20 protein-coding genes are annotated in these 20254 nt (G+C 69.6%); 11 read left to right on the forward strand and 9 right to left on the reverse strand.

All coding sequences use genetic code 11. The features are described from left to right. Positions 1-78: 78 nt before the first annotated feature. Positions 79-1068, forward strand: a complete 990-nt coding sequence (htpX, locus tag ACLF3G_RS17075) for a zinc metalloprotease HtpX (RefSeq protein ID WP_430670602.1) — start codon at positions 79-81, stop codon at positions 1066-1068. Positions 1069-1106: 38 nt separating this feature from the next. On the opposite strand, the gene ACLF3G_RS17080 is transcribed toward htpX, so the two are convergent. Continuing rightward, on the reverse strand, positions 1107-1826 hold the full coding sequence (locus ACLF3G_RS17080; RefSeq protein ID WP_430670603.1) for a response regulator transcription factor: 720 nt from the start codon (positions 1824-1826) through the stop codon (positions 1107-1109). Between the two features lie 419 nt (positions 1827-2245). Between ACLF3G_RS17080 and ribA the strand changes: the two genes are divergently transcribed. From ribA to ACLF3G_RS17095, 3 genes are read left to right on the forward strand one after another with little or no spacing between them, the layout of a single operon-like run. Next, on the forward strand, positions 2246-3382 hold the full coding sequence (gene ribA, locus ACLF3G_RS17085; RefSeq protein WP_430670604.1) for a GTP cyclohydrolase II RibA: 1137 nt from the start codon (positions 2246-2248) through the stop codon (positions 3380-3382). Between the two features lie 60 nt (positions 3383-3442). Beyond that, positions 3443-3736: a hypothetical protein gene (locus ACLF3G_RS17090; RefSeq protein WP_430670605.1), complete on the forward strand. Its 294-nt coding sequence runs from the start codon at positions 3443-3445 to the stop codon at positions 3734-3736. Then, a complete protein-coding gene (locus ACLF3G_RS17095) occupies positions 3729-4244 on the forward strand; it encodes a L,D-transpeptidase family protein (protein WP_430670606.1) in 516 nt (171 codons plus the stop codon). Before ACLF3G_RS17090 ends, ACLF3G_RS17095 begins: the two co-directional genes overlap by 8 nt. Here the strand turns inward: ACLF3G_RS17095 and ACLF3G_RS17100 are convergent. From ACLF3G_RS17100 to ACLF3G_RS17120, 5 genes are all read right to left on the reverse strand, one after another. Further along, a complete protein-coding gene (locus ACLF3G_RS17100) occupies positions 4235-5842 on the reverse strand; it encodes an ABC transporter ATP-binding protein (protein ID WP_430670607.1) in 1608 nt (535 codons plus the stop codon). The two genes, ACLF3G_RS17095 and ACLF3G_RS17100, sit on opposite strands and share 10 nt — an antisense overlap. A 22-nt stretch (positions 5843-5864) precedes the next feature. Then, positions 5865-6698 carry an ABC transporter permease gene (locus ACLF3G_RS17105; protein ID WP_430670608.1) on the reverse strand — a complete coding sequence of 278 codons (834 nt, stop codon included), beginning with the start codon at positions 6696-6698 and terminating at the stop codon, positions 5865-5867. Continuing rightward, entirely contained in the window at positions 6695-7669 is a 975-nt protein-coding gene (locus tag ACLF3G_RS17110) for an ABC transporter permease (protein ID WP_430670609.1), read from the reverse strand. Before ACLF3G_RS17110 ends, ACLF3G_RS17105 begins: the two co-directional genes overlap by 4 nt. Positions 7670-7793: 124 nt before the next feature. Continuing rightward, positions 7794-9395, reverse strand: coding sequence for an ABC transporter substrate-binding protein (locus ACLF3G_RS17115; protein WP_430670610.1), 1602 nt, complete (start codon positions 9393-9395; stop codon positions 7794-7796). A 72-nt stretch (positions 9396-9467) separates the two neighbouring features. Beyond that, on the reverse strand, positions 9468-10313 hold the full coding sequence (locus ACLF3G_RS17120; protein WP_430670611.1) for a VOC family protein: 846 nt from the start codon (positions 10311-10313) through the stop codon (positions 9468-9470). Positions 10314-10457: 144 nt separating this feature from the next. Between ACLF3G_RS17120 and ACLF3G_RS17125 the strand changes: the two genes are divergently transcribed. Continuing rightward, complete coding sequence (locus ACLF3G_RS17125) at positions 10458-11750, forward strand: NAD(P)/FAD-dependent oxidoreductase (protein WP_430670612.1); 1293 nt, start codon at positions 10458-10460, stop codon at positions 11748-11750. A gap of 58 nt (positions 11751-11808) precedes the next feature. On the opposite strand, the gene ACLF3G_RS17130 is transcribed toward ACLF3G_RS17125, so the two are convergent. The 3 genes from ACLF3G_RS17130 to ACLF3G_RS17140 form a co-directional block, all read right to left on the reverse strand. Continuing rightward, a complete protein-coding gene (locus ACLF3G_RS17130) occupies positions 11809-13383 on the reverse strand; it encodes an esterase/lipase family protein (RefSeq protein ID WP_430670613.1) in 1575 nt (524 codons plus the stop codon). A gap of 63 nt (positions 13384-13446) precedes the next feature. Beyond that, on the reverse strand, positions 13447-14070 hold the full coding sequence (locus ACLF3G_RS17135) for a fumarate hydratase C-terminal domain-containing protein (protein WP_430670614.1): 624 nt from the start codon (positions 14068-14070) through the stop codon (positions 13447-13449). After that, on the reverse strand, positions 14067-14936 hold the full coding sequence (locus ACLF3G_RS17140; RefSeq protein WP_430670615.1) for a fumarate hydratase: 870 nt from the start codon (positions 14934-14936) through the stop codon (positions 14067-14069). The genes ACLF3G_RS17135 and ACLF3G_RS17140 overlap by 4 nt, the downstream gene beginning before the upstream one ends. 77 nt (positions 14937-15013) lie before the next feature. Here ACLF3G_RS17140 and ACLF3G_RS17145 point away from each other — a divergent pair, with 77 nt between their 5' ends. The 6 genes from ACLF3G_RS17145 to ACLF3G_RS17170 all read left to right on the forward strand — a co-directional run bounded on the left by ACLF3G_RS17145 (position 15014) and on the right by ACLF3G_RS17170 (position 20251). After that, positions 15014-15967 carry an NAD(P)-dependent oxidoreductase gene (locus tag ACLF3G_RS17145; protein ID WP_430670616.1) on the forward strand — a complete coding sequence of 318 codons (954 nt, stop codon included), beginning with the start codon at positions 15014-15016 and terminating at the stop codon, positions 15965-15967. A 65-nt stretch (positions 15968-16032) separates the two neighbouring features. Continuing rightward, positions 16033-16638 carry a glutathione S-transferase family protein gene (locus ACLF3G_RS17150; protein ID WP_430670617.1) on the forward strand — a complete coding sequence of 202 codons (606 nt, stop codon included), beginning with the start codon at positions 16033-16035 and terminating at the stop codon, positions 16636-16638. After that, positions 16638-17840 (forward strand): CaiB/BaiF CoA transferase family protein, encoded by a 1203-nt coding sequence (locus ACLF3G_RS17155; protein WP_430670618.1) that lies wholly within the window; start codon positions 16638-16640, stop codon positions 17838-17840. Before ACLF3G_RS17150 ends, ACLF3G_RS17155 begins: the two co-directional genes overlap by 1 nt. Beyond that, the gene (locus ACLF3G_RS17160) at positions 17837-18430 is read left to right on the forward strand and encodes a carboxymuconolactone decarboxylase family protein (RefSeq protein WP_430670619.1); all 594 of its coding nucleotides are present in this window, start codon (positions 17837-17839) and stop codon (positions 18428-18430) included. The genes ACLF3G_RS17155 and ACLF3G_RS17160 overlap by 4 nt, the downstream gene beginning before the upstream one ends. After that, complete coding sequence (locus ACLF3G_RS17165; protein ID WP_430670620.1) at positions 18427-19242, forward strand: amidohydrolase family protein; 816 nt, start codon at positions 18427-18429, stop codon at positions 19240-19242. Before ACLF3G_RS17160 ends, ACLF3G_RS17165 begins: the two co-directional genes overlap by 4 nt. 25 nt (positions 19243-19267) lie before the next feature. Further along, entirely contained in the window at positions 19268-20251 is a 984-nt protein-coding gene (locus ACLF3G_RS17170) for a Bug family tripartite tricarboxylate transporter substrate binding protein (RefSeq protein WP_430670621.1), read from the forward strand. Positions 20252-20254 lie beyond the last annotated feature (3 nt).

Genomic DNA, 20254 nt, shown 5'->3' on the forward strand with positions numbered 1-20254 from the left:
GGCCTCCTCCGGCTGTGCAGGAGGGTTATCAACGCAGCCGCAAGGCATTCGATCATTGGTCAGGAGGATCGCGGCGGAATGAACGGGTATCTGCGGACGGCGGTGCTGCTGGCGGGGCTGACCGCCCTGTTCGTCGGCGTCGGATACGTCATCGGCGGGCAGCAGGGCATGGTCGTCGCCTTCCTGTTCGCCTGCGGCACCAACCTTTTCGCCTGGTGGAACAGCGACAAGATGGTGCTGCGCATGCACAACGCGCAGCCGATCGGCCCGGCCGACGCGCCGCGGTTGTTCGAGATGACCCAGGCGCTGGCCAATCGCGCCGGCCTGCCGATGCCGGCGCTGTACGTCATCCATGAGGACCAGCCCAACGCCTTCGCCACCGGCCGCAGCCCGGAGCGCGCCGCCGTCGCGGTGAATACCGGCCTGCTGGACATGATGCCGGAGCGCGAGGTGGCGGGCGTCATCGCGCATGAGCTGGCGCATATCAGGAATCGCGACACGCTGATCATGACCATGACGGCGACCATCGCCGGCGCCATCGGCATGCTGGCGCAGTTCGGCTTCCTGTTCGGCCGCGGCGATACGCGGCAGAACCCGCTCGGCCCGATCGGGGCGATCCTGATGATGGTGCTGGCGCCGCTGGCCGCGATGGTGGTGCAGATGGCGATCAGCCGGTCCCGCGAATACGAGGCGGACCGCATCGGCGCCGAGATCGCCGGGGATCCGGAAGGCCTGGCCGGCGCGCTGATGCGGCTGGAAGGGTATAAGCAGGGAAGGGTGAACCAGGCGGCGGAGGCCAATCCGGCCACCGCCCATATGTTCATCATCAACCCGCTGTCGGGCCTGCGGATGGACGGGCTGTTCTCGACTCACCCGAAGACGGAAAACCGCGTCGCCGCGCTGCGGGCGCTGGGCGGCGGCGGCATGCGCCCGCCCGTCTCCGGGCCCGGCATGCGACCGATGCCGGCCGCCACGGGGTCCGGCCCCTGGTCGGGGGGGCCGTCCGGCCCGTGGGCGGGCGGCAGGCGGGCCGCGGCGCCACCGCGCCGCAACCCCTGGGGTCGCTGAAGCCGGGTCGCTGAAGCCGGGGTCGCTGTAGTCCGGCCTCAGGCGGCCTGGGCGCGGCCCGCGGACGGGTCGAGTCGGTAGCCGCCGCCTTCGGTCACCAGCAGCCGGGCATTGGTGGGGTCCGGCTCGATCTTCTGGCGCAGGCGGTAGATGTGGGTCTCCAGCGTGTGCGTGGTGACGGCGCTGTTGTAGCCCCACACCTCGTTCAGCAGGATCTGCCGCCCAACCGGCCGGCCGCCAGCGCGGTACAGGTACTTCAGGATCGCGGCTTCCTTTTCCGTCAGCCGGATCTTGCGGTTGCGCGCCGCATCCAGCAGCAGCTTGGCGGAGGGCCGGAAGGTGTACGGCCCGACGCTGAAAACCGCGTCCTCGGAGTTATCGAACACCCGAAGCTGTGCGCGCAGCCGAGCCATCAGCTCCGAGACGCGGAACGGCTTGGCGATGTAGTCGTTGGCACCGGAATCGAGACCGCGTACAATATCCTGCTCGGCATCGGCGCCGGTTAGCATCAGGATCGGCATCCGCAGGCCCTGCTTGCGCAACTTGGCGCAGAGGTCACGGCCATCGCCATCCGGCAGGCCGATGTCCAGGACGATGGCGTCGAAACGCGAATCCTCGGCAGACAGCCTTGCCAGCGCATCGGCGGCGGTCCCTGCTTCGGTCGCGACGAACTCTCCGTCATGGGCCAATTGTTCCGCCAGCGTCTGCCGGAGGGCCTCGTCGTCGTCCACGACGAGGATGGGGCGTGGACCGGCCATGGTAGCTCCCGTATCTGTGAGGCACCGTGACAACGGGGCCGAAGCTGATCGGTTTCACGTCTCCGTGCCATCAACATCGAAATTAATGACGAGGCGGACCGATTTCGCAACTGATTGTGCCTTATCATTTGCGTGAGGAGCAAGCCTTCTGGCGCCAGATCCGTGTCAGGATACTTCACGCGCGCCGGGAAACGGGCCAGTTGCCGCGCCGACCGCGACCCCGGTCGAGGCCGTGCCGACGCGTCGTCACGGAACGTTCTTCCGGAACGACCCGGTTTTCTTCCCGCAGGCCCCCTGTCAAACGCCATGGGCACGCCACATTCCAGACTATCAATGGCTTCGTCACCGAACGCCGGAAACACACGGGAACCATGGCCCCTCTCGCTTCCCAGCGCCCTGATGGCGCGACCGATGCCGCCTTGCCCGACCACCGGGTCCTGGCGCTGCGTGCCGTCCACCGCGCCGCGAGCGAATTGCGGCGTGGCACCCCTGTCCTGATCACCGGCCCGGATGGCGCCCTTGTGGTGGCGGCCGCGGAAACCGTATCCGCCCGCGGCCTGGGCGACCTGTCCAATGCCGCGCGCGGGCCGGCGGTGCTGCTGCTGGCCCCGGTCCGAGCCGCCGCCGTGCTGCAACGCCCGGTTCCGCAGGGGCTGGGTGCGGCCGCCATCGGCACCGCGTCCGAGATGGGCGCCGTCGCCCTGCGCCTGCCGCCCGCGCTGCTCGACCCGGCCGCGCTGCGCTCCCTCGCCGACCCGACGGCAGAACGCCTGCTGCCGGAACAGCCGGAACGTACCGCCATGCCGGCGCATGCGCTGACGGCCATCGCGCTCGCCAAGCTGGCGCGGCTGCTGCCGGCGCTGGTCGTGGCGCCGGCCACGGAAACCACCGGAGCCTGGCTCGACCTGCTCAGCGTCTCGGCCGCGGACGTGCTGGCCTATCCGGTCGATGCGCCCGCCAGCCTGGCCCGCGTGGCCGAGGCCCGCGTGCCGCTGGAAGATGCGCCGGAAGCCCGGATCGTCGCCTTCCGCGCCGCCGATGGCGGTATCGAACACCTGGCCATCCTGGTGGACAGCGTTGCCCCCCAGCCTGGCCTGGTACCGCTGGTGCGCATCCACTCGGAATGCTTCACCGGCGACCTGCTGGGCAGCCTGCGCTGCGATTGCGGCCCGCAGCTGCGCGGCGCCATCCAGCGCATGGCGGCCGACCCGGCCGGTGGCGTGCTGGTCTACCTGGCGCAGGAAGGCCGTGGCATCGGGCTGGTGAACAAGCTGCGCGCCTACACGCTGCAGGACCAGGGCCTGGATACGCTGGATGCCAACCGCGCGCTTGGCTACGGCGCCGATGAGCGGAATTTCTGGGTGGCAGCGGAAATGCTGCGCGCGCTGGACGTGAAGCGGGTGCGGCTGCTGACCAACAACCCGGACAAGCTGGCCGGCCTCGCCGCCTGCGGCATCACCGTGGAGCAGCGGGAGGCGCATCAGTTCGAAGGCAATGGCGTCAATGACGGCTACCTCGAGACCAAGGCTCGCCGCTTCGGTCACCTGCTGACCTGACGGCACGCCGCTTGCCTTCCCCTGGCGCGGCTGCCAAGGCCACGGGAAATGATTGCCGCCATGACCATCACCGCCACTTCGCCCTCGCCCGACCTGCTGCCAAGGCTGCGGGAGGATGAGCACGTGCCAGTGCCCGGCACCCTGGATTTCGACCAGGTGCTGCGGGCGCTGAACCCGCTGCAGCATCTGCCGGTGGTCGGCACGATCTACCGGGCAGCGACCGGCGAAGGCCTCAGCCCGGCGCTGCGGGTGCTTGGTGCCGGGGTGCTGGGCGGCCCGATCGGAATGCTTTCCACCGCCGTCTTCGCAGCGCTGGAGGAAGCCACCGCCGGCGGGGCCAGCCGCCATGGATGAGCCGGGCTGGGCGATCGTCACACCCGCCGGGCAGTTCCGCTTCCAGGGCGGCACGCTGCGCTGTGCGCTGGGCAAGGGCGGCGTGGTGCCGGCGACGCGCAAGCAGGAAGGCGATGGCGCCACGCCGGCCGCGCGGATGCCGCTGCGCCGCGTGCTGTACCGCGCCGACCGTGGCCCGGCACCAGCCTGCGCCGTGGCGGTGGAACCGCTGGCGCCCGAGGATGGCTGGTGCGACGACGCGGGCGACCGCGCCTACAACCGCCCCGTCCAACTGCCCTTCGACGGGCGGCATGAGGCGCTGTGGCGAGCGGATGCGGTGTACGACATCATCGGCATCCTCGGCTGGAACGACGATCCTGTGGAACGCGGCCGCGGCAGCGCCATCTTCCTGCATCTGGCGAGACCGGACTTCAGCCCGACCGAGGGCTGCGTCGCCCTGGCACTGCCCGACCTGCGACGGGTGCTGGCGGCCGGGCTGCACGGGATCGAGGTTCGGCTTCAGGCCTGAAGGCCGAAGCCGCGGCCGGGAACGGAGGCGAGCAGCGCCTGGGTGTAGGGGTGCCGCGGGCGTTCGAACACCTCCCCGATCGGGCCGTGCTCCACCACCTCCCCGTCCTTCATCACCGCCACCAGGTCGCAGACCTGGGCCGCCACGCGCAGGTCATGGGTGATGAAGACCAGGGACAGGCCGAGCCTTTCCCGCAGTTCCGCCAGCAGCCGCAGCACCTGCGCCTGGACGGAGACATCCAGCGCCGAGACCGGCTCATCCGCCACCAGGACCTCCGGCTCCAGCGCCAGCGCCCGGGCCAGGCCGATGCGCTGGCGCTGGCCGCCGGAGAATTCGTGCGGGAAGCGTTCCGTGGCGGCGGGGTCCAGCCCGACCAGGGCGAACAGCTCGCGCGCCCGACGCATCGCCTCCGCGCGCGGCGTGCCGTGGATCATGGGCCCCTGCGCCACCAGTTCCCCGGCCCGCCGGCGCGGGTTCAGCGAGCCATAGGGGTCCTGGAACACCATCTGGATGCGCTTCGCCTCCCGCCGCATCCGGCCACGGCTCAGCGCCGTGAGGTCGAGGCCATCCAGGCTGACGCGTCCGCCATCCGGCTCGATCAGCCGCACCAGGCAGCGCGCCAAAGTGGATTTGCCGGAGCCGGATTCACCGACGATGCCGAGCGTCGCACCCTTCGGCAGCGTCAGCGTCACGCCGCGCACGGCGTGCGTCACGCGGCCGCCACGGCCGAGGAAGCCGCCGGTGCGGTAGGTCTTCACCACATCCTGCATCACCAGGATGGGCTCCGCGCTGATGGCGCGCGGGGCGCGGGCGGCCAGCGGCGGCACGGCGGCGATCAGCGACTGGGTGTAGGCGTGGGCGGGCGCATTCAGCACCTGCGCGGCCGGGCCTTCCTCCACCACCACGCCGTGCTGCATGACGGCGACGCGGTCGGCGATTTCCGCCACCACGCCGAAATCATGCGTGATGAACAGCACCGCCGTGCCCTTGCGGCGCTGGAGGTCCTTGATGAGGTGCAGGATCTGCGCCTGCGTCGTCACGTCCAGCGCCGTGGTGGGTTCGTCCGCGATCAGCACGCGTGGGTCCAGCGCCAGCGCCATGGCGATCATCGCGCGCTGCCGCTGGCCGCCGGACAGCTCGTGCGGATAGGCGCGGGCAGCCTGGCGCGGGTCCGGGATGCGCACTTCCTCGAGCAGCGCCAGCACGCGGGCCTCGATCTCCGCGCCGGACAGCTTCGTGTGGATGCGGAACATCTCGGCGATCTGGTCGCCAACGCTGATCAGCGGATTCAGCGCCGTCATCGGTTCCTGGAACACCATGGCGATGCGGGCGCCGCGCAGCTTCCGCATCGCATCCTCGCCGGCCGCGGCCAGGTCCTGGCCCTCGAACATCACCCGGCCCGAGGAGATCGCGACGCCGGGCGGCAGCAGGCGCATCAGGGCGCTGGCCGTCATCGACTTGCCGGAGCCGGATTCGCCGACGACGCAAAGGATCTCGCCGGCATTCAGCGCCAGCGTCACCTCGCTCAGGGCGTGCGGCCGATCGGCTCCCTTGGGCAGGGCGACGGTCAGGCGCTCGATCGACAGGACCGGACTCATCACCCGTGGATCCACAGGACGCTCATCGCCCGCGCAGCCGCGGGTTCAGCGCATCGTTCAGCCCCTGGCCGACGAGCGACACCGCCAGCACGGTCACCAGGATTGCAACGCCCGGGATGGCGGAGACGTACCACTGCACCCGCAGCACGTCGCGCCCGAGGCCGATCAGGTTGCCCCAGGAGGCGACGTTGGGATCGGACAGCCGCAGGAAGGCCAGCGCGGACTCCAGCAGGATGGCGACGGCCATGACGACGGAGGCATAGACGATGATCGGCGGCAGCGCGTTGGGCAGGATTTCGCGGAAGATGATCCGCAGGTCGCCCATGCCGAGCGTGCGGCAGGCCTGGACGAATTCGCGGTTGCGCAGCGTCAGGAACTCCGCCCGGGTCAGCCGCGCGGGCGCGGGCCAGGAGACCGCGCCGATGGCGATGGTGACGGTGGTGATATCGGATCCGAACACCGCGACGAAGACCAGCAGCAGCAGGAAGTTGGGCAGGGTCTGGAAGGCCTCGGTGATGCGCATCAGCACATCGTCCACCCAGCCACCATGATAGCCCGCCAGCGCGCCGATGCAGATTCCGACCATCACGGCGATGGCGGTCGCCACCACGCCGATGAGCAGGGAGATGCGCGCGCCGTGGAAGATCTGTGCCGCGATGTCCCGCCCGGAATTATCCGTGCCGAGCGGAAAGCGCGGATTGCCCGCGGGCCATTGCAGCGGTCGGCCGGCCAGGGCCAGCGGGTCGCGCGGAAACAGCCAGTCGGCCGAAAGCGCCATGGCCACCACGGCCAGCAGCAGCACCAGCCCGATCATCGCCGACGGGCTGCGGAGGTACCCGCGAAGAAAGGCCTTCATGGCCCGATCCGCGGGTCGAGGCGGGCATACAGGAGGTCGACGCAGAAATTCACGCAGATCACCAGGATGGCCGAGACGAAGACGATGCCGAGCAGCGTGTTGAGATCCCGCTGCACCACCGATTCATAGGCCAGCCGCCCGAGACCGGGCAGCGAGAACACGCTTTCCACCACCACCGACCCGCCCAGCATCGTGCCGGCCTGCAATCCGATCAGCGTGACCATCGGCAGCAGCGCGTTGCGCAGCACATGCCGCACCACCACCCGCGTCTCGTCCAGACCCTTGGCGCGGGCGGTGCGGACGAAATCCAGCGTCAGCACCTCCAGCATCGAGGCGCGCATGATGCGCAGGTAGATCGCCAGGAAGATCAGCCCGAGCGTCAGCGTCGGCAGCACCAGGTGCGTCGCGATGTCCAGCGTGCGCCGCAGGCCAGTGTAGCCGGCGCCGATCTCCTCGAACCCACCGGCCGGCAGCCATTGCAGGTGGACGGAGAACAGCACGATGGCCATCAGCCCGAACCAGAAGGAGGGCGTTGCGTAGAACACCAGGCCGAGGGTCGAGATCAGCGAATCCGTCCAGCCATTCACCCGCCGCGCCGCAAGCACGCCCAGCACCAGCCCGAAGAAGAAGGCGAAGGACAGGGCGGCCACCATCAGCAGCAGCGTGGCCGGCAGGCGCTCGAAGATCACCGTCGCCACCGGCTTGCCGTAGATCGAGGAGAAGCCGAGGTCGAGCCGCACCAGCCGCCACATGTAGTTCGCAAGCTGCGCCGGGACCGAAAGGTCGAGCCCCATCGCCGCGCGCATCTCGGCGGCGGATCGCGCATCGGCACCGCCGCCGGTCTGCGCGATCAGCGCATCCACCGCATCGCCCGGCGCCAGTTGCAGCAGCAGGAAGATGCCGACGAGGATCAGCAGCAGCGTGGGCAGTGAGGACAGCAGCCGGCGGCCGGCGAGGGTCAGGACGCGCATGATGGATACCGTGCCGTCCCCCCCTCACCCGCTTCGGCGAGGCGCTGCGCGCCAAGCCTGCGCAGCCCTCTTCCCCCACAGGGGGGCGAAGGGCGGGTAAGGGGGACCCGCGCAGGTCGCGTGGTCAGGACGCCAGCCACAGATCGTGCCAGGAGGAGGACGCCCAGCGCGGATTGTTGGCGTAGTTGCGCAGCCGCCTGTTGAACACCGAGACGAAGATCTGCTCGATCGGCATCCACAGCGGCAGTTCCGTATTCACGCGCTTCACGAAATCCGCGTAGAGCGCCTTGCGCCGGACCGGGTCCAGCTCGGTCTGCGCCGCGTCCATGATCCGGTCCGCCTCGGCGTCGGTCCAGCCCCACTGGTTGGTCCAGGGCGCGCCCTTCGGCTGGCCGGACCGGTACCAGACGGTGGTCGAGACCGCCGGGTCGTTGCGGTACTGGTGCCAGCCGGTCGCCAGGTCGAAGTTCCAGTCGTTGTAGACGGTGCGCAGGAAGCCCGCGGCATCCAGGCGCACGATCTCGACGCGGATGCCGACTTCCTGCAGCGACTGCTGGATGAAGGTGGACCACAGCGCGATGTCCTCGCCCCACGGCGCCGGGTTCAGGCGCAGCGTGAAGCGCACGCCACCGGCGCCACGGCGGTGCCCCGCCTCGTCCAGCAACGCATTGGCGCGGCGCCGGTCGAAGGCGTACTGCGGCATCGGCTCCGTCGGGTAGTAGTCGGCCGAGACGGAGGGGATCGGGCCGGTGCCGAGCTTGGCGAAGTCGCCCAGGAAGTTCTCGATGAAGAACGGCACGTCGATCGCATGGGCGATGGCGCGACGCACCCGAATATCCGCCAGCGTCGGGTTGCGGAAGTTGAACTCCAGCGTGTTGGTGCGGGCGTTACCCTCGTTGCCCTTGGTCGTGACCTCGAAGCGTGGATCGCGGCCGAGGCGCTGCAGATCCGCGATGGTCAGCGAGGAATAGGGGCTGAACAGGATCTGCCCGGCCTCCATCTGCGCCGCGGCCGCGGAGCGATCGCTGACCACGCGCCACACCACGCGGTCCAGGTAGGGAAGGTTGTCGCGCCAGTAATTCGGGTTGCGCTCCGCGATGATGTACTGGCCGCGCTCATATTGCAGGAACTTGAAAGGGCCGGTGCCGATGGGCGCGGTGTTGGCCGGGTTCTGCCGGATGTCGGTGCCTTCGTAGACATGTTTCGGCGAGATGTAGCCGAGATCCGGCAACGCGCGCAGCAGCAGGCCGAGCGGCATCGGGCGCGAATATCGGAACACCGCGGTGTGCGCGTCCGGCGTCTCCACCGCGTCCAGGAACTGCTGCAACGCCGATCCGTAGTTGAGAATCTTCTTCCACATCTCCATCGCCGTGAACTGCACGTCGGCGGAGGTGAAGGGCCGGCCGTCATGCCACGTCACGCCCTGGCGAAGCTTGAAGGTGATGGCGAGGCCGTCGCGCGACGACTCCCAGCTTTCCGCCAGGCAGGGGCTCGGGTTGCCGCCGGCATCGAGGTCGACCAGCGGTTCCTGGATCTTGCCGCCGACGATGTAGACGCCGGTGGAGGCCTGGAGCGACGGATTGAGGATGCGCTGCTCTGTCGCGAAATGCACCGTCATCACGCCGCCACGTCGCGGCTGTTCTTGCGCAAAGCTTTTTTGTGGAAACAACACGCTGCCGGCAAGCGCGGCGGAGGTCAGCATTGTCGCGCGACGCGTCAGGTCCATGGCGGGCATCCTTGGGGCGATCGTCTGTGCGATGCAGCATGGGCGGTTCGCCCCCCGCAGGTCAACACAAGCTCAGGCTGCAACGAATCGCAGGAGCAGTCCGTTGGCGCGGGCGGCCGGACCGCCAACGGTCTCGCCAGGCACCACGCCCAATGCACGGCCCGCCGCCGCCAGGTCGCGTGTGCCAAGCACCAGCGCGGCGGCGCCTTCCTCCGGCAGCCCATCCATCGGAATTCCAGGGTGGCGCCGCGCCAGGGCGTCCCGGCCGAGGAACAGGAAATCCGCGCGGCCGGCGCCGGATTCGACGCGCCAGGCGCCATCCTCTGCGGCCTCCGCCGTGCGGTCGATCAACGCCGCCAGTTCCGCCGCACCAGCCTGCGGGTCACGCGCCAGCACCTCGATCCGCACGAGGCGGCTCGCACCGTTGGCGTGGGATTGCAGCGAGGGGATCCACACATTTTCCCGCGTCAGATGCTGACAGGCAAAGATGCCGAGGCCGGCGGGGCGGGCGCTGCGCGGCCATTGGAAGACGTTGAAGCGCGCCTCCGCCTCGCCGCCTTCGGGCAGGGTCACCGGCCGGCCGAAACTGATCGGGCCGACTGCCGCGATGCCCTTGGCACGCAGTTCGTCGGCGCCGGCGGCGGCGTCATCCGTGGTGAACGCGGCACGGTCCAAACCCTCCCGCGTCTCGAGGAAGGCGCGCATTGGCGCGTTGTGCTCGGTCGGCGCCAGCACGCCCAGCAATTCGAGGTAGTCTTCGCCGAACATGATCGTATAATTGCCGGAGCCCATATGCGCGCTGTGGGTGCCGCGGGGGGAGACGGTGAAGCCGAGCGCGCGCCAGGCCGCCGCCGCCGCATCCAGATCCCGCACCGCGACCACCACATGGTCCACACCGATCACATGCTTCAGCGCCATGCCGCCCACTCCTCATCCGTCCCACGCATGACAGCGGATCGGCCGGCGCTCCGCAACGGTTTCAGGGCGGCAGCAGCCGCGGGCCCTTGAGCCACGGCACCGGCGGGTCTTTGATGCGGTGCACCCTGATTGGAGCCCCTGCCCATGGCCGTGACCTGGCCGCCGTCCCTCTGGGCGCATGTCTCGCCGCCCGGCCCGGACCTTCCCATGCTGGAAGGCGACGTGACGACGGAGGCGGTGGTGGTGGGTGCCGGCTTCACCGGCCTCTCCACTGCGCTGCACCTGCGCGAGGCCGGTATTCCCACCGTGGTGGTGGAAGCCGCCGAGCCCGGCTGGGGCGCCTCCGGCCGCAACAATGGCCAAGTGATCCCGACGCTGTCGCGACACGATCCGGCGGCGATCATCGCCCGCCATGGGGATGCCGGGCTGCGCTTCGTGCACGTGCTGCGCGACAGCGCCAGCATCCTGTTCGACCTGGTGCGCCGCCACGCCATTTCGGCGGAGGCCGAGCAGGCCGGCTGGCTGCAACCGGTGCACACGCCCGGCCGCATGAAGATCGCGGAACGCCGCGTGAAGGACTGGGGCAGCCACGGCGCGCCGGTCGACCTCATCGACCGCGCCCGCATGCGCGACCTGCTGGGCAGCGAGGCCTGGTTCGGCGGCTGGTCCAACAGCAGCGGCGGCCACATCAACCCGCTGATGCTGGCGCGCGGCATGGCACAGGCGGCGCTGGCGTCCGGTGCGACGATCTACGCGCGGTCCCCCGCGCAGAAGGTGGAACACCGGGAGGGCCGCTGGGTCGTGCGGACGGCGCGCGGCACCGTCACCGCCCGCGCCCTGGTTCTGGCGACGCATGCCTACACCGGCGAATTCTCCCGCGACCTGGCGCCGGAAATCGCGAAGGAGGTGGTGCCGACCCTGTCCTGGCAGATGGCGACCCAGCCCATCAGCCACAACGTCGCCGGCAGCATCATCCCCGGCCGCCAGGCGATGTCCGATACGCATGGGGAGCTGTACTTCACCCGCTGGGATGCGCGTGGGCGGCTGGTGACGGGCGGCGCGGTGGCGATCCCGCTGAACCAGGCGGCGCGCCTGCGGCCGATGATCGCGGCGCGGCTGCAGAAGCTGTGGCCGCAGCTCGGCGAGGTCAGCTTCGACCATGTCTGGAGCGGCTATATCGGCATGACGCCGGACTACTTTCCGCGACTGCACCGACTGGGGCCGGATGGCTATGCCTGGGCCGGCTGCAACGGCCGCGCCGTGGCGCTCTCGGTCGCGCTGGGGCGGGAGTTCAGCCGCGCCGTGCAGGGCACGCCGGAGACCGAACTCGGCCTGCCCTTCACCAAGCCGACGCCGATCCCGCTGCACGGCATCGCCCGCCGTGTCGCCCCGCTGATGCTGAACCTGTATCGCTGGCGCGACGCGCGCGAGGTGTAGTCCTCGGTAGGTCGCATCTTCCGGGTCGTCCGGCGTAAGCGCCGGACCTGAAGATGCTTCAGGTGTTCCAAGCACGCGTGCTGATGATCAGCGTCGCCTCGATGCCCGGCCGGCTTTTCTGCACGATCGGGATGCGGAATTCGACATGGTCATCCGCCTCGGTGCAGTCGGCGAAGGCGGTGGTGGCGTTGGGCGTACGGCTGTCGAAGCCATAGCGCAGGCGCCAGCCCTTCTTCCCGGTGGGGGGCAGCGCCTCCAAATTCACCTTGTCGCGGAACAGGTAACCGCCGGCGTAGTGGTTCTTCAGCCACAGCACGCCATCCACCACGTAGTCCGGCACCAGCACGCCGACATCGACGGCGAAGCCGAGCGAGGGGCGCGCGCTGTCCACCCGCGCATCGGCGTCTAGATAGGCGGTGAACAACTCGGGCCGCGCATGCGCCTTGCGGTCGATGTCGCGCGCGAAATCCGGGAACAGCTCTCCGTATTTCCGGAACACGGTAGAGTTCTCCGCCGCCACGCGCCGGCTGAGATCCCAGGTGGCGCCGCGCACGCGGCTGATGCACTCGAAATGGTAGGAAGCGCGCACCTGCTTGCCCGCCGCGCGCATCGCCTCGACCTCATCCGGCAGCGTCAGCGCGGTGACATCCAGCACGCCGTCCACCCGGACATTGCCGAACAGGAAGCGCCGCAGATTCTGGTAGCCCTCCTCGGAATTGACGATGCCGAAGGGGCCGGAATGGCTGCGGTGGACGAAGGCGCGCGGCGCCCAGCGCGTCGGCTCGCCCGGGTTCCTCGGCGGCCCACTGACGCCGGCATTGTACAGCCGCACCAGCCCATCACTGAACGGCCCGGCCGCGCGGGCGACGACACCGCCGCCGACCGGATAGTCCTTTGAGTTCGTGCCGACCAGGCAGAAGAAGCGGTCCGGATCGAACTTGCCGTCCAGGCTGTCCACCCGTTCGGCATCCTTCGGCAGGCCGAGGTATTCGCGCATCCGCGGCCGGCTGAAATTGTTGGCGCTGCCGGCGGACAGGAAGGACGGCACGTTGCCCAGCATCTCGATCTCGATGCCGTTGTGCGGCGTGGCGTAGGTGAAGACCTTGTCCACCAGCGCCTTGGTTGCCGGCTTGCCGATGGCATCGTTCTGCAGGAAGGCGCGGATGATCAACCCGCCCATGGAATGCGCGGCGAGGTTGACGCGGAATTCGGCGGGATCGCGGCCGCCCATGTCGACGCGGTCGCGCAGCGTCTCGACCAGGGTACCGAGATCCTCGGCAAACTCCTCGACCGTCACCTGCCGATCCTCGCCGAAACTGGCGGAGGCGCGTTCGTAGTAGCGGTAGATCATCACGCATTGCCGCGGCAGCTTTTCCGCCCGGTCGCTGTCCAGAAGCTGGTCGAGGCCGGCGACATAGGCGTCGCGGTAGCCAAATTCCTTCATCAGGCGGACCAGCGGCGATTCGAAATAGTGTCGTTTCACCTGGCCCGTCCAAAGCTGCCGCAGCTTTGTGGAGCCGGTGTTGAAGCCCATGTACGGGTCGGAGACCGCTTCCTCGATGGCGCCTTCGGTGCCGGCATAGCCGCGCACGAAGATCAGCGGGTGCAGCAGCGGGCCGATGTCGCGCGCCATGGCAATCCTCCCCGTCCGGCCTGACGGAGTCTTGCCATGCGCGGGCGCCTGCCGCAACGAAACTCAGCCTTCGCGGTCGCGGTCCAACTGCGCCAGGATTTCCGGCATCCGCGCTTCCGCCTGCGCCGACAGGTCCTCGAACAGGCTGTTGCCATGCGCGTCGATGCCGACGGTGACGGGGCCGAGGCCGCTGACCGCCAACCGCACCAGGCGGTAATGCGCCACCAGGTCGTTCCAGGCGACGTCACGCACCCCGGTAATGGCGGCGGAATGCAGCGGCGCGCCGCCGCCGAGGAACGAGAAATAGACGCAGCCGACCTCCGCCATCGTCGCCCGGCACGCCGCATCCAGCCCGCCCTTGCCGCCCACCGCGGTCAGCCCGAAATGCCGGATCAGCCGCGGCATGATGGGGTTGAAGCGGGTGCTGGTGGTGGGGTTCATGTAGAGGATTTCCAGTCCGCCATCCGCCGTGTCCTGGCTGTAGCTGCCGAGATGCAGCAGCGACCCGCCGGCCAGCGGGATCGGCGGGTCCTCCCCGCGGTCCGCGCAGGCCAGGATGCGGTGATGCGTCGGCAGGCCGGCGGTGATGGTGATCTCGCCATCCAGCAGCACCATGTCGCCGGCGCGGAGCGAACGTGCCTCCTCCCGCGTCATCGGCATGGTGACGCGGCGATAATCCTGCGTCATTCCATGCGCTCCACGCTGCCATCCGCGTGCAGGCGTGCGCGGGTGCGGCGGTTGATCCAGCAGTTGAAGCAGACGGCGACCGGCGTGTAGCCATGCCCTGCGCTGTAATCCACATGCACCGCCAGCGCCGTGGTATCGCCGCCGGTGCCCATCGGCCCGAAGCCCGTGGCGTTCACCGCGCGCAGCAGCCGTTCCTCCATGGCTGCCAGCACCGGTTCCGGGTTTGTGCTGCCGATCGGGCGGTAGGTCGCCTTGCTGGCGATCTTCGCCGCCACGTCGAAGCTGCCGCCGATGCCAACGCCGATGATCACCGGCGGGCAATGCTGCGACCCCGCCTGCATCACCGCCTTCATCACATAGGCCTCGATATCCGCCAGCGAGGGAAAGCTGAAGGTTTCCGCGGTGGCCCAGCGGCCGGAACCCAGCGCCTTGGGCTGGCAGGCGATCTCGATCCAGTCCGGGCCTGACTCCATTTCCCAGGTGACCAGCGGCATGTCTTTTCCCGCATAGCCACGCTCGTTGGTCAGCGGGTTCGTCACATGCTTCAGCAGCGGCGGCTGGATGCGGCCGACCAACTCCTCAAAGCCCTCGGAGATCGCGGCCTTCAGGTCCCCCTCCCACCGCGCGGCGCTGCCGAGCGTCACCCGGAATACCGGCACGCCGGCGTCGGAGCAGACGAAGCGGTCGGTCGCCTCGGCGCGCAGCGCGCTGCCCAGCATGAACTCCAGCACCCGCTGCGCGCCGGGGTGGGTTTCGGCGGCGCGGGCGCGGCGCAGTGCGTCCTTGGTGTCGTCCGGCACGCGGCGCAGCGACCAGTCATACAGCTGGGCGGTCAGCGTCTTCACGGCATCCTGGGTGATCGGCATCCTGGCCTGGCTTCCCTTCCCGTCAAAGGTCATTACCCTGGCCTTTCCAAGGATCATAGCGCGACAGGACACCCCCCATGCAAGCCACGGCCGATCAAGCCAGCCCGGGCGAACGACTTCTGGTGATGACGCCGGTGCCGGCGGATCTGCGCGCGGCGCTGGAGGCCTCGGGGCATGAACTGGTCGATCTCGCGGCGCAGCCGTCCGGCCCGGTGGTAGGTTTCCGCATCGGCATCACCACCGCGATGGTCGGCTGCGACGCCGCGATGTTCAGCCGCCTGTCCGGCATGAAGCTGCTGGCCAGCACCGGCACCGGGCTGGACCGGATCGACCTGGATGCGGCACGCACACATGGCTGCGCGGTGCTGAACACGCCGGATGTGCTGACAGAGGACACCGCGGACTACGCCATCGCGCTGCTGTACGGCATCGCCCGCCGGGTGGTGTATGCCGATGCCTTCGTGCGGTCCGGCGCCTGGACCAAAGGGCGGGCCGAAAGCTCCACCCGGCTGTTCGGCAAGACCTGCGGCATCTTCGGCCTGGGCCGCATCGGCGCCGCGGTGGCCCGCCGGGCGCAGGGCATCGGCATGAAGGTGCTGTGGTCCGGCCCGCGGCCGAAGCCGGAGGCGCCGTGGGACTATGTGCCCAGCATCGGCGAATTGGCGGCGCGCTCCGACGCACTGGTGATGTGCTGCCCCGGCGGGCCGGAGACCGCCGGCGTCGTCGACGCCGTGCTGCTGGCGAAGCTGGGCCCGGCCGGATTCCTGGTAAACATCGCGCGCGGATCCGTGGTGGACGAGGCAGCCCTGGTCGCCGCGCTGCAATCCGGCACGATCCGTGGCGCGGCGACGGATGTGTTCCAGTCCGAGCCGGTACCGGACCCGGCCATGCTGGCGGCGCCGAACCTGGTGGTGGCGCCGCATTATGCCTCCCTGACGCGGGAGACGCGGGTCGACATCATCCGGATGATCGTAGACGGCATCGGGGCGTTCCGGGCCGGCCTGCCGCACCACGACGCCACCCGGGAATAGACCCTGGACGAGGCCAGCCGAAGCGGCTTAAGTCATATCACTGGCCTAAAGGGAGATGCGCGAAAATGTCCATGACGCTGCACTGGTCGCCGCGCTCGCCCTTCGTGCGCAAGGTGATGGTCTTCGCGCATGAGACCGGCCTGGCCGAACGCATCACCACGATTCGCACCGTGGTGGCGATGACCAATCCGAACCGCGACCTGCTGCCGGAAAACCCCATCGGCAAGATCCCGACCCTGCGGCTGGAAGATGGCAGCGTCCTGTATGACAGCGGCGTGATCTGCGAATACCTGGACACGCTGCATGGCGGCCCCCGCCTGATCCCGGCGGAAGGCCCGGCGCGCTGGGCCGAACTGCGGCGTCATGCGCTGGCGACTGGCCTGTTGGATATCCTGATCCTGTGGCGGAACGAGCGCGACAAGGCGCAGCCCTCCCAGGTGTTGTTCGACGCCTTCGAACTGAAGACCCGCTCGGCCCTGGCGGCGCTGGACCGGGAGATCGACCAGATCCCCTTTGGCCTGGCACAGATCACGCTCGGCATCCTCGGCAGCTATCTCGATTTCCGCTTCGCCGACCTGGAATGGCGCCAGGGCCATCCGCGCCTCGCTGGCTTCCATGCGGAATTCGAGAAGCGGCCCTCGATGCAGGCGACGCAGGTCGTGGACGCCTGATGGGTCCCCTCAGCCATCTGCGCGTGCTGGATCTTGGGCGCATCATGGCGGCACCCTGGGCGACGCAGGTGCTGGCCGATCTCGGCGCGGACGTCATCAAGATCGAGCGCCCCGGCGTCGGCGACGACACGCGCGCCTGGGGGCCGCCCTTCCTGAAGGATCGCGACGGCAACGCAACGAAGGAGGCCGGGTATTTCCTGGCGGTGAACCGCGGCAAGCGGTCCGTCACCATCGACATCACCAAGCCGGAAGGCCAGGCGGTGGTGCGGCGCATCGCGCAGACCGCGGACATCGTGGTGGAGAACTTCAAGGCCGGCGCGCTCGCCCGCTACGGCCTCGATGCCGCCAGCCTGCGCGCCCTCAAGCCCAGCCTGATCTGCTGTTCCGTCACCGGCTTCGGCCAGGACGGCCCGCGCCGCGACCAGGCGGCCTATGATTTCATGATCCAGGCGATGGGCGGGCTGATGAGCGTGACGGGCGCGCCGGAGACGCCGCCCCAGAAGGTCGGCGTGCCGATCGTGGATCTGATGACCGGCATGTACGCCACCGTCGCCATCCTCGCCGCCGTCGCGCGGCGCGCCGAGACCGGGCAAGGGGAGACGATTGATCTCGCGATGCTCGACGTGCAGGCGGCTTTCCTGGCGAACCAGGCGATGAACCACTTCGTCGGCGGCAAGGTCCCGGCCCGCGCGGGCAACCGCCACCCGAACATCCAGCCGCAGGACGTGTTCCCGGTGAAGGACGGGTTCATCGTGCTGGCCGTCGGCAATGACGGGCAATTCGCAAAGCTGTGCGAGGCGATCGGGCAGCCGGACCTCGCCCGCGATGCGCGCTTCATCCGCAACGCCGACCGCGTGCGGAACGAGGCGGTGCTGACACCGCTGCTGACGGCACGCTTCGCCGATTTCACCCGCGCCGAACTCACCACGCTGCTGGACGCCGCCGGCGTGCCCTGCGGCCCGATCAACACGGTGCCGGACGTCTTCGCGGATGCGCAGATCCAGCACCGCCGCATGCTGCGCGACCTGCCGCATCCGCACGGCACCGTGCCGCAGGTGGTCAGCCCGATCCGGCTGCAGGATGCGCCGCTGTCCTTCGAGCGCCCGCCGCCGCTGCTCGGCCAGCACACCGATGAAGTTCTTTCCGAGTTGGGCCTGGGCGAGGCGGAACGCAACGCGCTGGCGGAAGGCGGGGTGACATGACGCCGCGCATCCCCCTGCCGACCCGGGACGATCTGGACGAGGCGCAGCGCGCCGTGTGGGACCGCGTGGTCTCCGGCCCGCGCGGGCAGGTGATCGGCCCCCTGCGCGCGGCGATCCACAATGCGGAGCTGGCGGGGCGCTGGTCGGCGCTCGGCGAATCCCTGCGCTTCTCCACCAGCCTGCCGAAGCGGCTTTCGGAACTGGCGATCTGCGTCACCGGCCGGCGCTGGAGCGCGCAGGTGGAGTGGTTCGTGCACGCCCGGACCGCGGCCGAGAACGGCATTTCCGCCGAAATTCTCGATGCGATGCGCGAAGGCCGCGCACCCGCCTTCGACAAGCCGGACGAGAAGCTGGTCTATGAATTCGCCCGCGCCCTGCAACAGGACGGCCGCGTGCCGGATGCGGTCTACGCGCAGGCGGTGCAGGATTTCGGCGTGAAGGGCGTGGTCGAACTGACGGCGCTGGTCGGCTACTACACCATGGTCTCGATGACGCTGAACGCGCACGGCATCCCGCTGCCCGACGGCGCCGTGGAGCCGCTGGAGGCGCCGGAGACCGGCCTGTTCCACCTGCCGGAAGCCGCGCCGTGACGCTGCCGCCGGGCGCCTGCGACACCCACACGCATGTCTTCGACGCTCGTTTCCCCGCCGGTGCCTCCCCCTACGCGCTGCCGGCGGCGGATCTCGCGACGCATGCGGCGATGCGCGAGCGGCTCGGCACCACGCGCGCCGTGCTGGTGCAGCCGGCCCCCTATGGCCGCGACCCCGCCTGCCTGCTCGATGCGCTGGCGCGCGGTGAGGGCCGGCTGCGCGGGGTGATGATCGCGGATGAGACGGTGGCCGACGCGACGCTGCAGGCGTGGCACGAGGCCGGCATCCGCGCGCTGCGCTTCGTGGAGATGCAGGGCCCGGGCGGCGGTGGGCGCTATCCCGGCAGCATCGGCTTCGACAGCCTGCGCCTGCTGGCGCCACGGCTGCGGGCGCTGGGCTGGCAGGCGCATCTCTGGGCCAGCGCGTCCCAGCTTTCTGAATTGCTGCCCGACCTGCTGCCGCTCGGCGTGCCGCTGGTGCTGGACCATCTCGGCATGCCGGATGGTCCGCATGATCCGGCCTTCGACGCGCTGCTGCCGCATCTGCGCGATGGCGGCATCTGGGTGAAGCTGACGCTGTGCCGCGTGAAGCGGGGCGGCGCGCCGATCGCGGCGCTGCGGCCGCTGCATGATGCGCTGGTCGCCGCCAATCCGGACCGGCTGCTGTGGGGCTCCGACTGGCCCTATGTCCGCATGGACCCACCGCCGGATGTGCGGGCCATGCTGGATCTGTGCCTCGACTGGCTTGGCGACGCAGCACTGATCCGCCGCATCCTGGTGGACAATCCGCAGCACCTGTTCGGCTTCGACTGACAACGACAAGCGGGAGGAAACAACAATGAACATCACACGGCGCGCGGCACTGACAGGAACGCTGGCAGGCCTTGGCCTCGCCGCCCTGCCGCGCCTGGCCTTTGCCCAGAACTTCCCGGACCAGCCAGTGCGGATGGTAGTGCCCTTCGCCGCCGGCGGGCCGGCGGACACGATCGCGCGGCTGATCAGCCGGGTGATGAGCGAGAAACTCGGAAAACCCGTGGTGATCGAGGCGCGGGCCGGCGCTGGCGGGCTGATCGGCGTCGATGCCATCGCCAAGGCACGGCCGGATGGGCACAGCGTCGTGCTCGCCAGCAGCGGCGCCATCGTCATCCAGCCGCATCTGCAACCCAATATGCCTTATGACGCGCTGCGCGACCTGACGCCGATTACCCAGGTGCTCGGCGTGCCGCAGATCGTCTCCGTCGCACCCGGCCTCGGCCCGAAGAACATGGCGGAGCTGGTGGCGATGGCCAAGGCGCGGCCGGGGCAGCTCGCCTTCGGCTCGGCCGGCATCGGCTCCTCCCTGCACATGGCCGGCGAATTGCTGAAGATCCGCGCCGGCGTCGACATCACCCACGTGCCCTATCGCGGCGCCGCCCCGGCGGTGACGGACTTGCTGGCCGGGCGCATCCAGATCCTGATGGCGGATGCCCCCGCACTGATCGGCCATGTCCGCGCCGGCACGCTGCCTGCGCTTGCTGTCACTTCGGCGGAGCGGCTGGGCATCCTGCCGGACGTGCCGACGGCGGTGGAATCCGGCGTGCCGGGCATGGTCAGCGAGACCTGGTACGGGCTGCTCGGCCCGGCCGGCATTCCGGCGGACCGCATCGCGGTGCTGCTGGCGGCGGTGCAGGCGGCGCTGGCGGATGAACAGACGAAGGCGGCGCTGCTGAACCAGGGCGGCCGCATCGTCGGCAGCAGCCCGACCGATTTCGCCGCCTTCATCCGTGAAACCCACGCCACCTGGGGCGAGGTGGTGCGCACCACCGGCGTGAAGCTGGAATAGTCC

The sequence above is a fragment of the Falsiroseomonas sp. HC035 genome (assembly GCF_050563525.1).
GTDB lineage: Bacteria > Pseudomonadota > Alphaproteobacteria > Acetobacterales > Acetobacteraceae > Falsiroseomonas.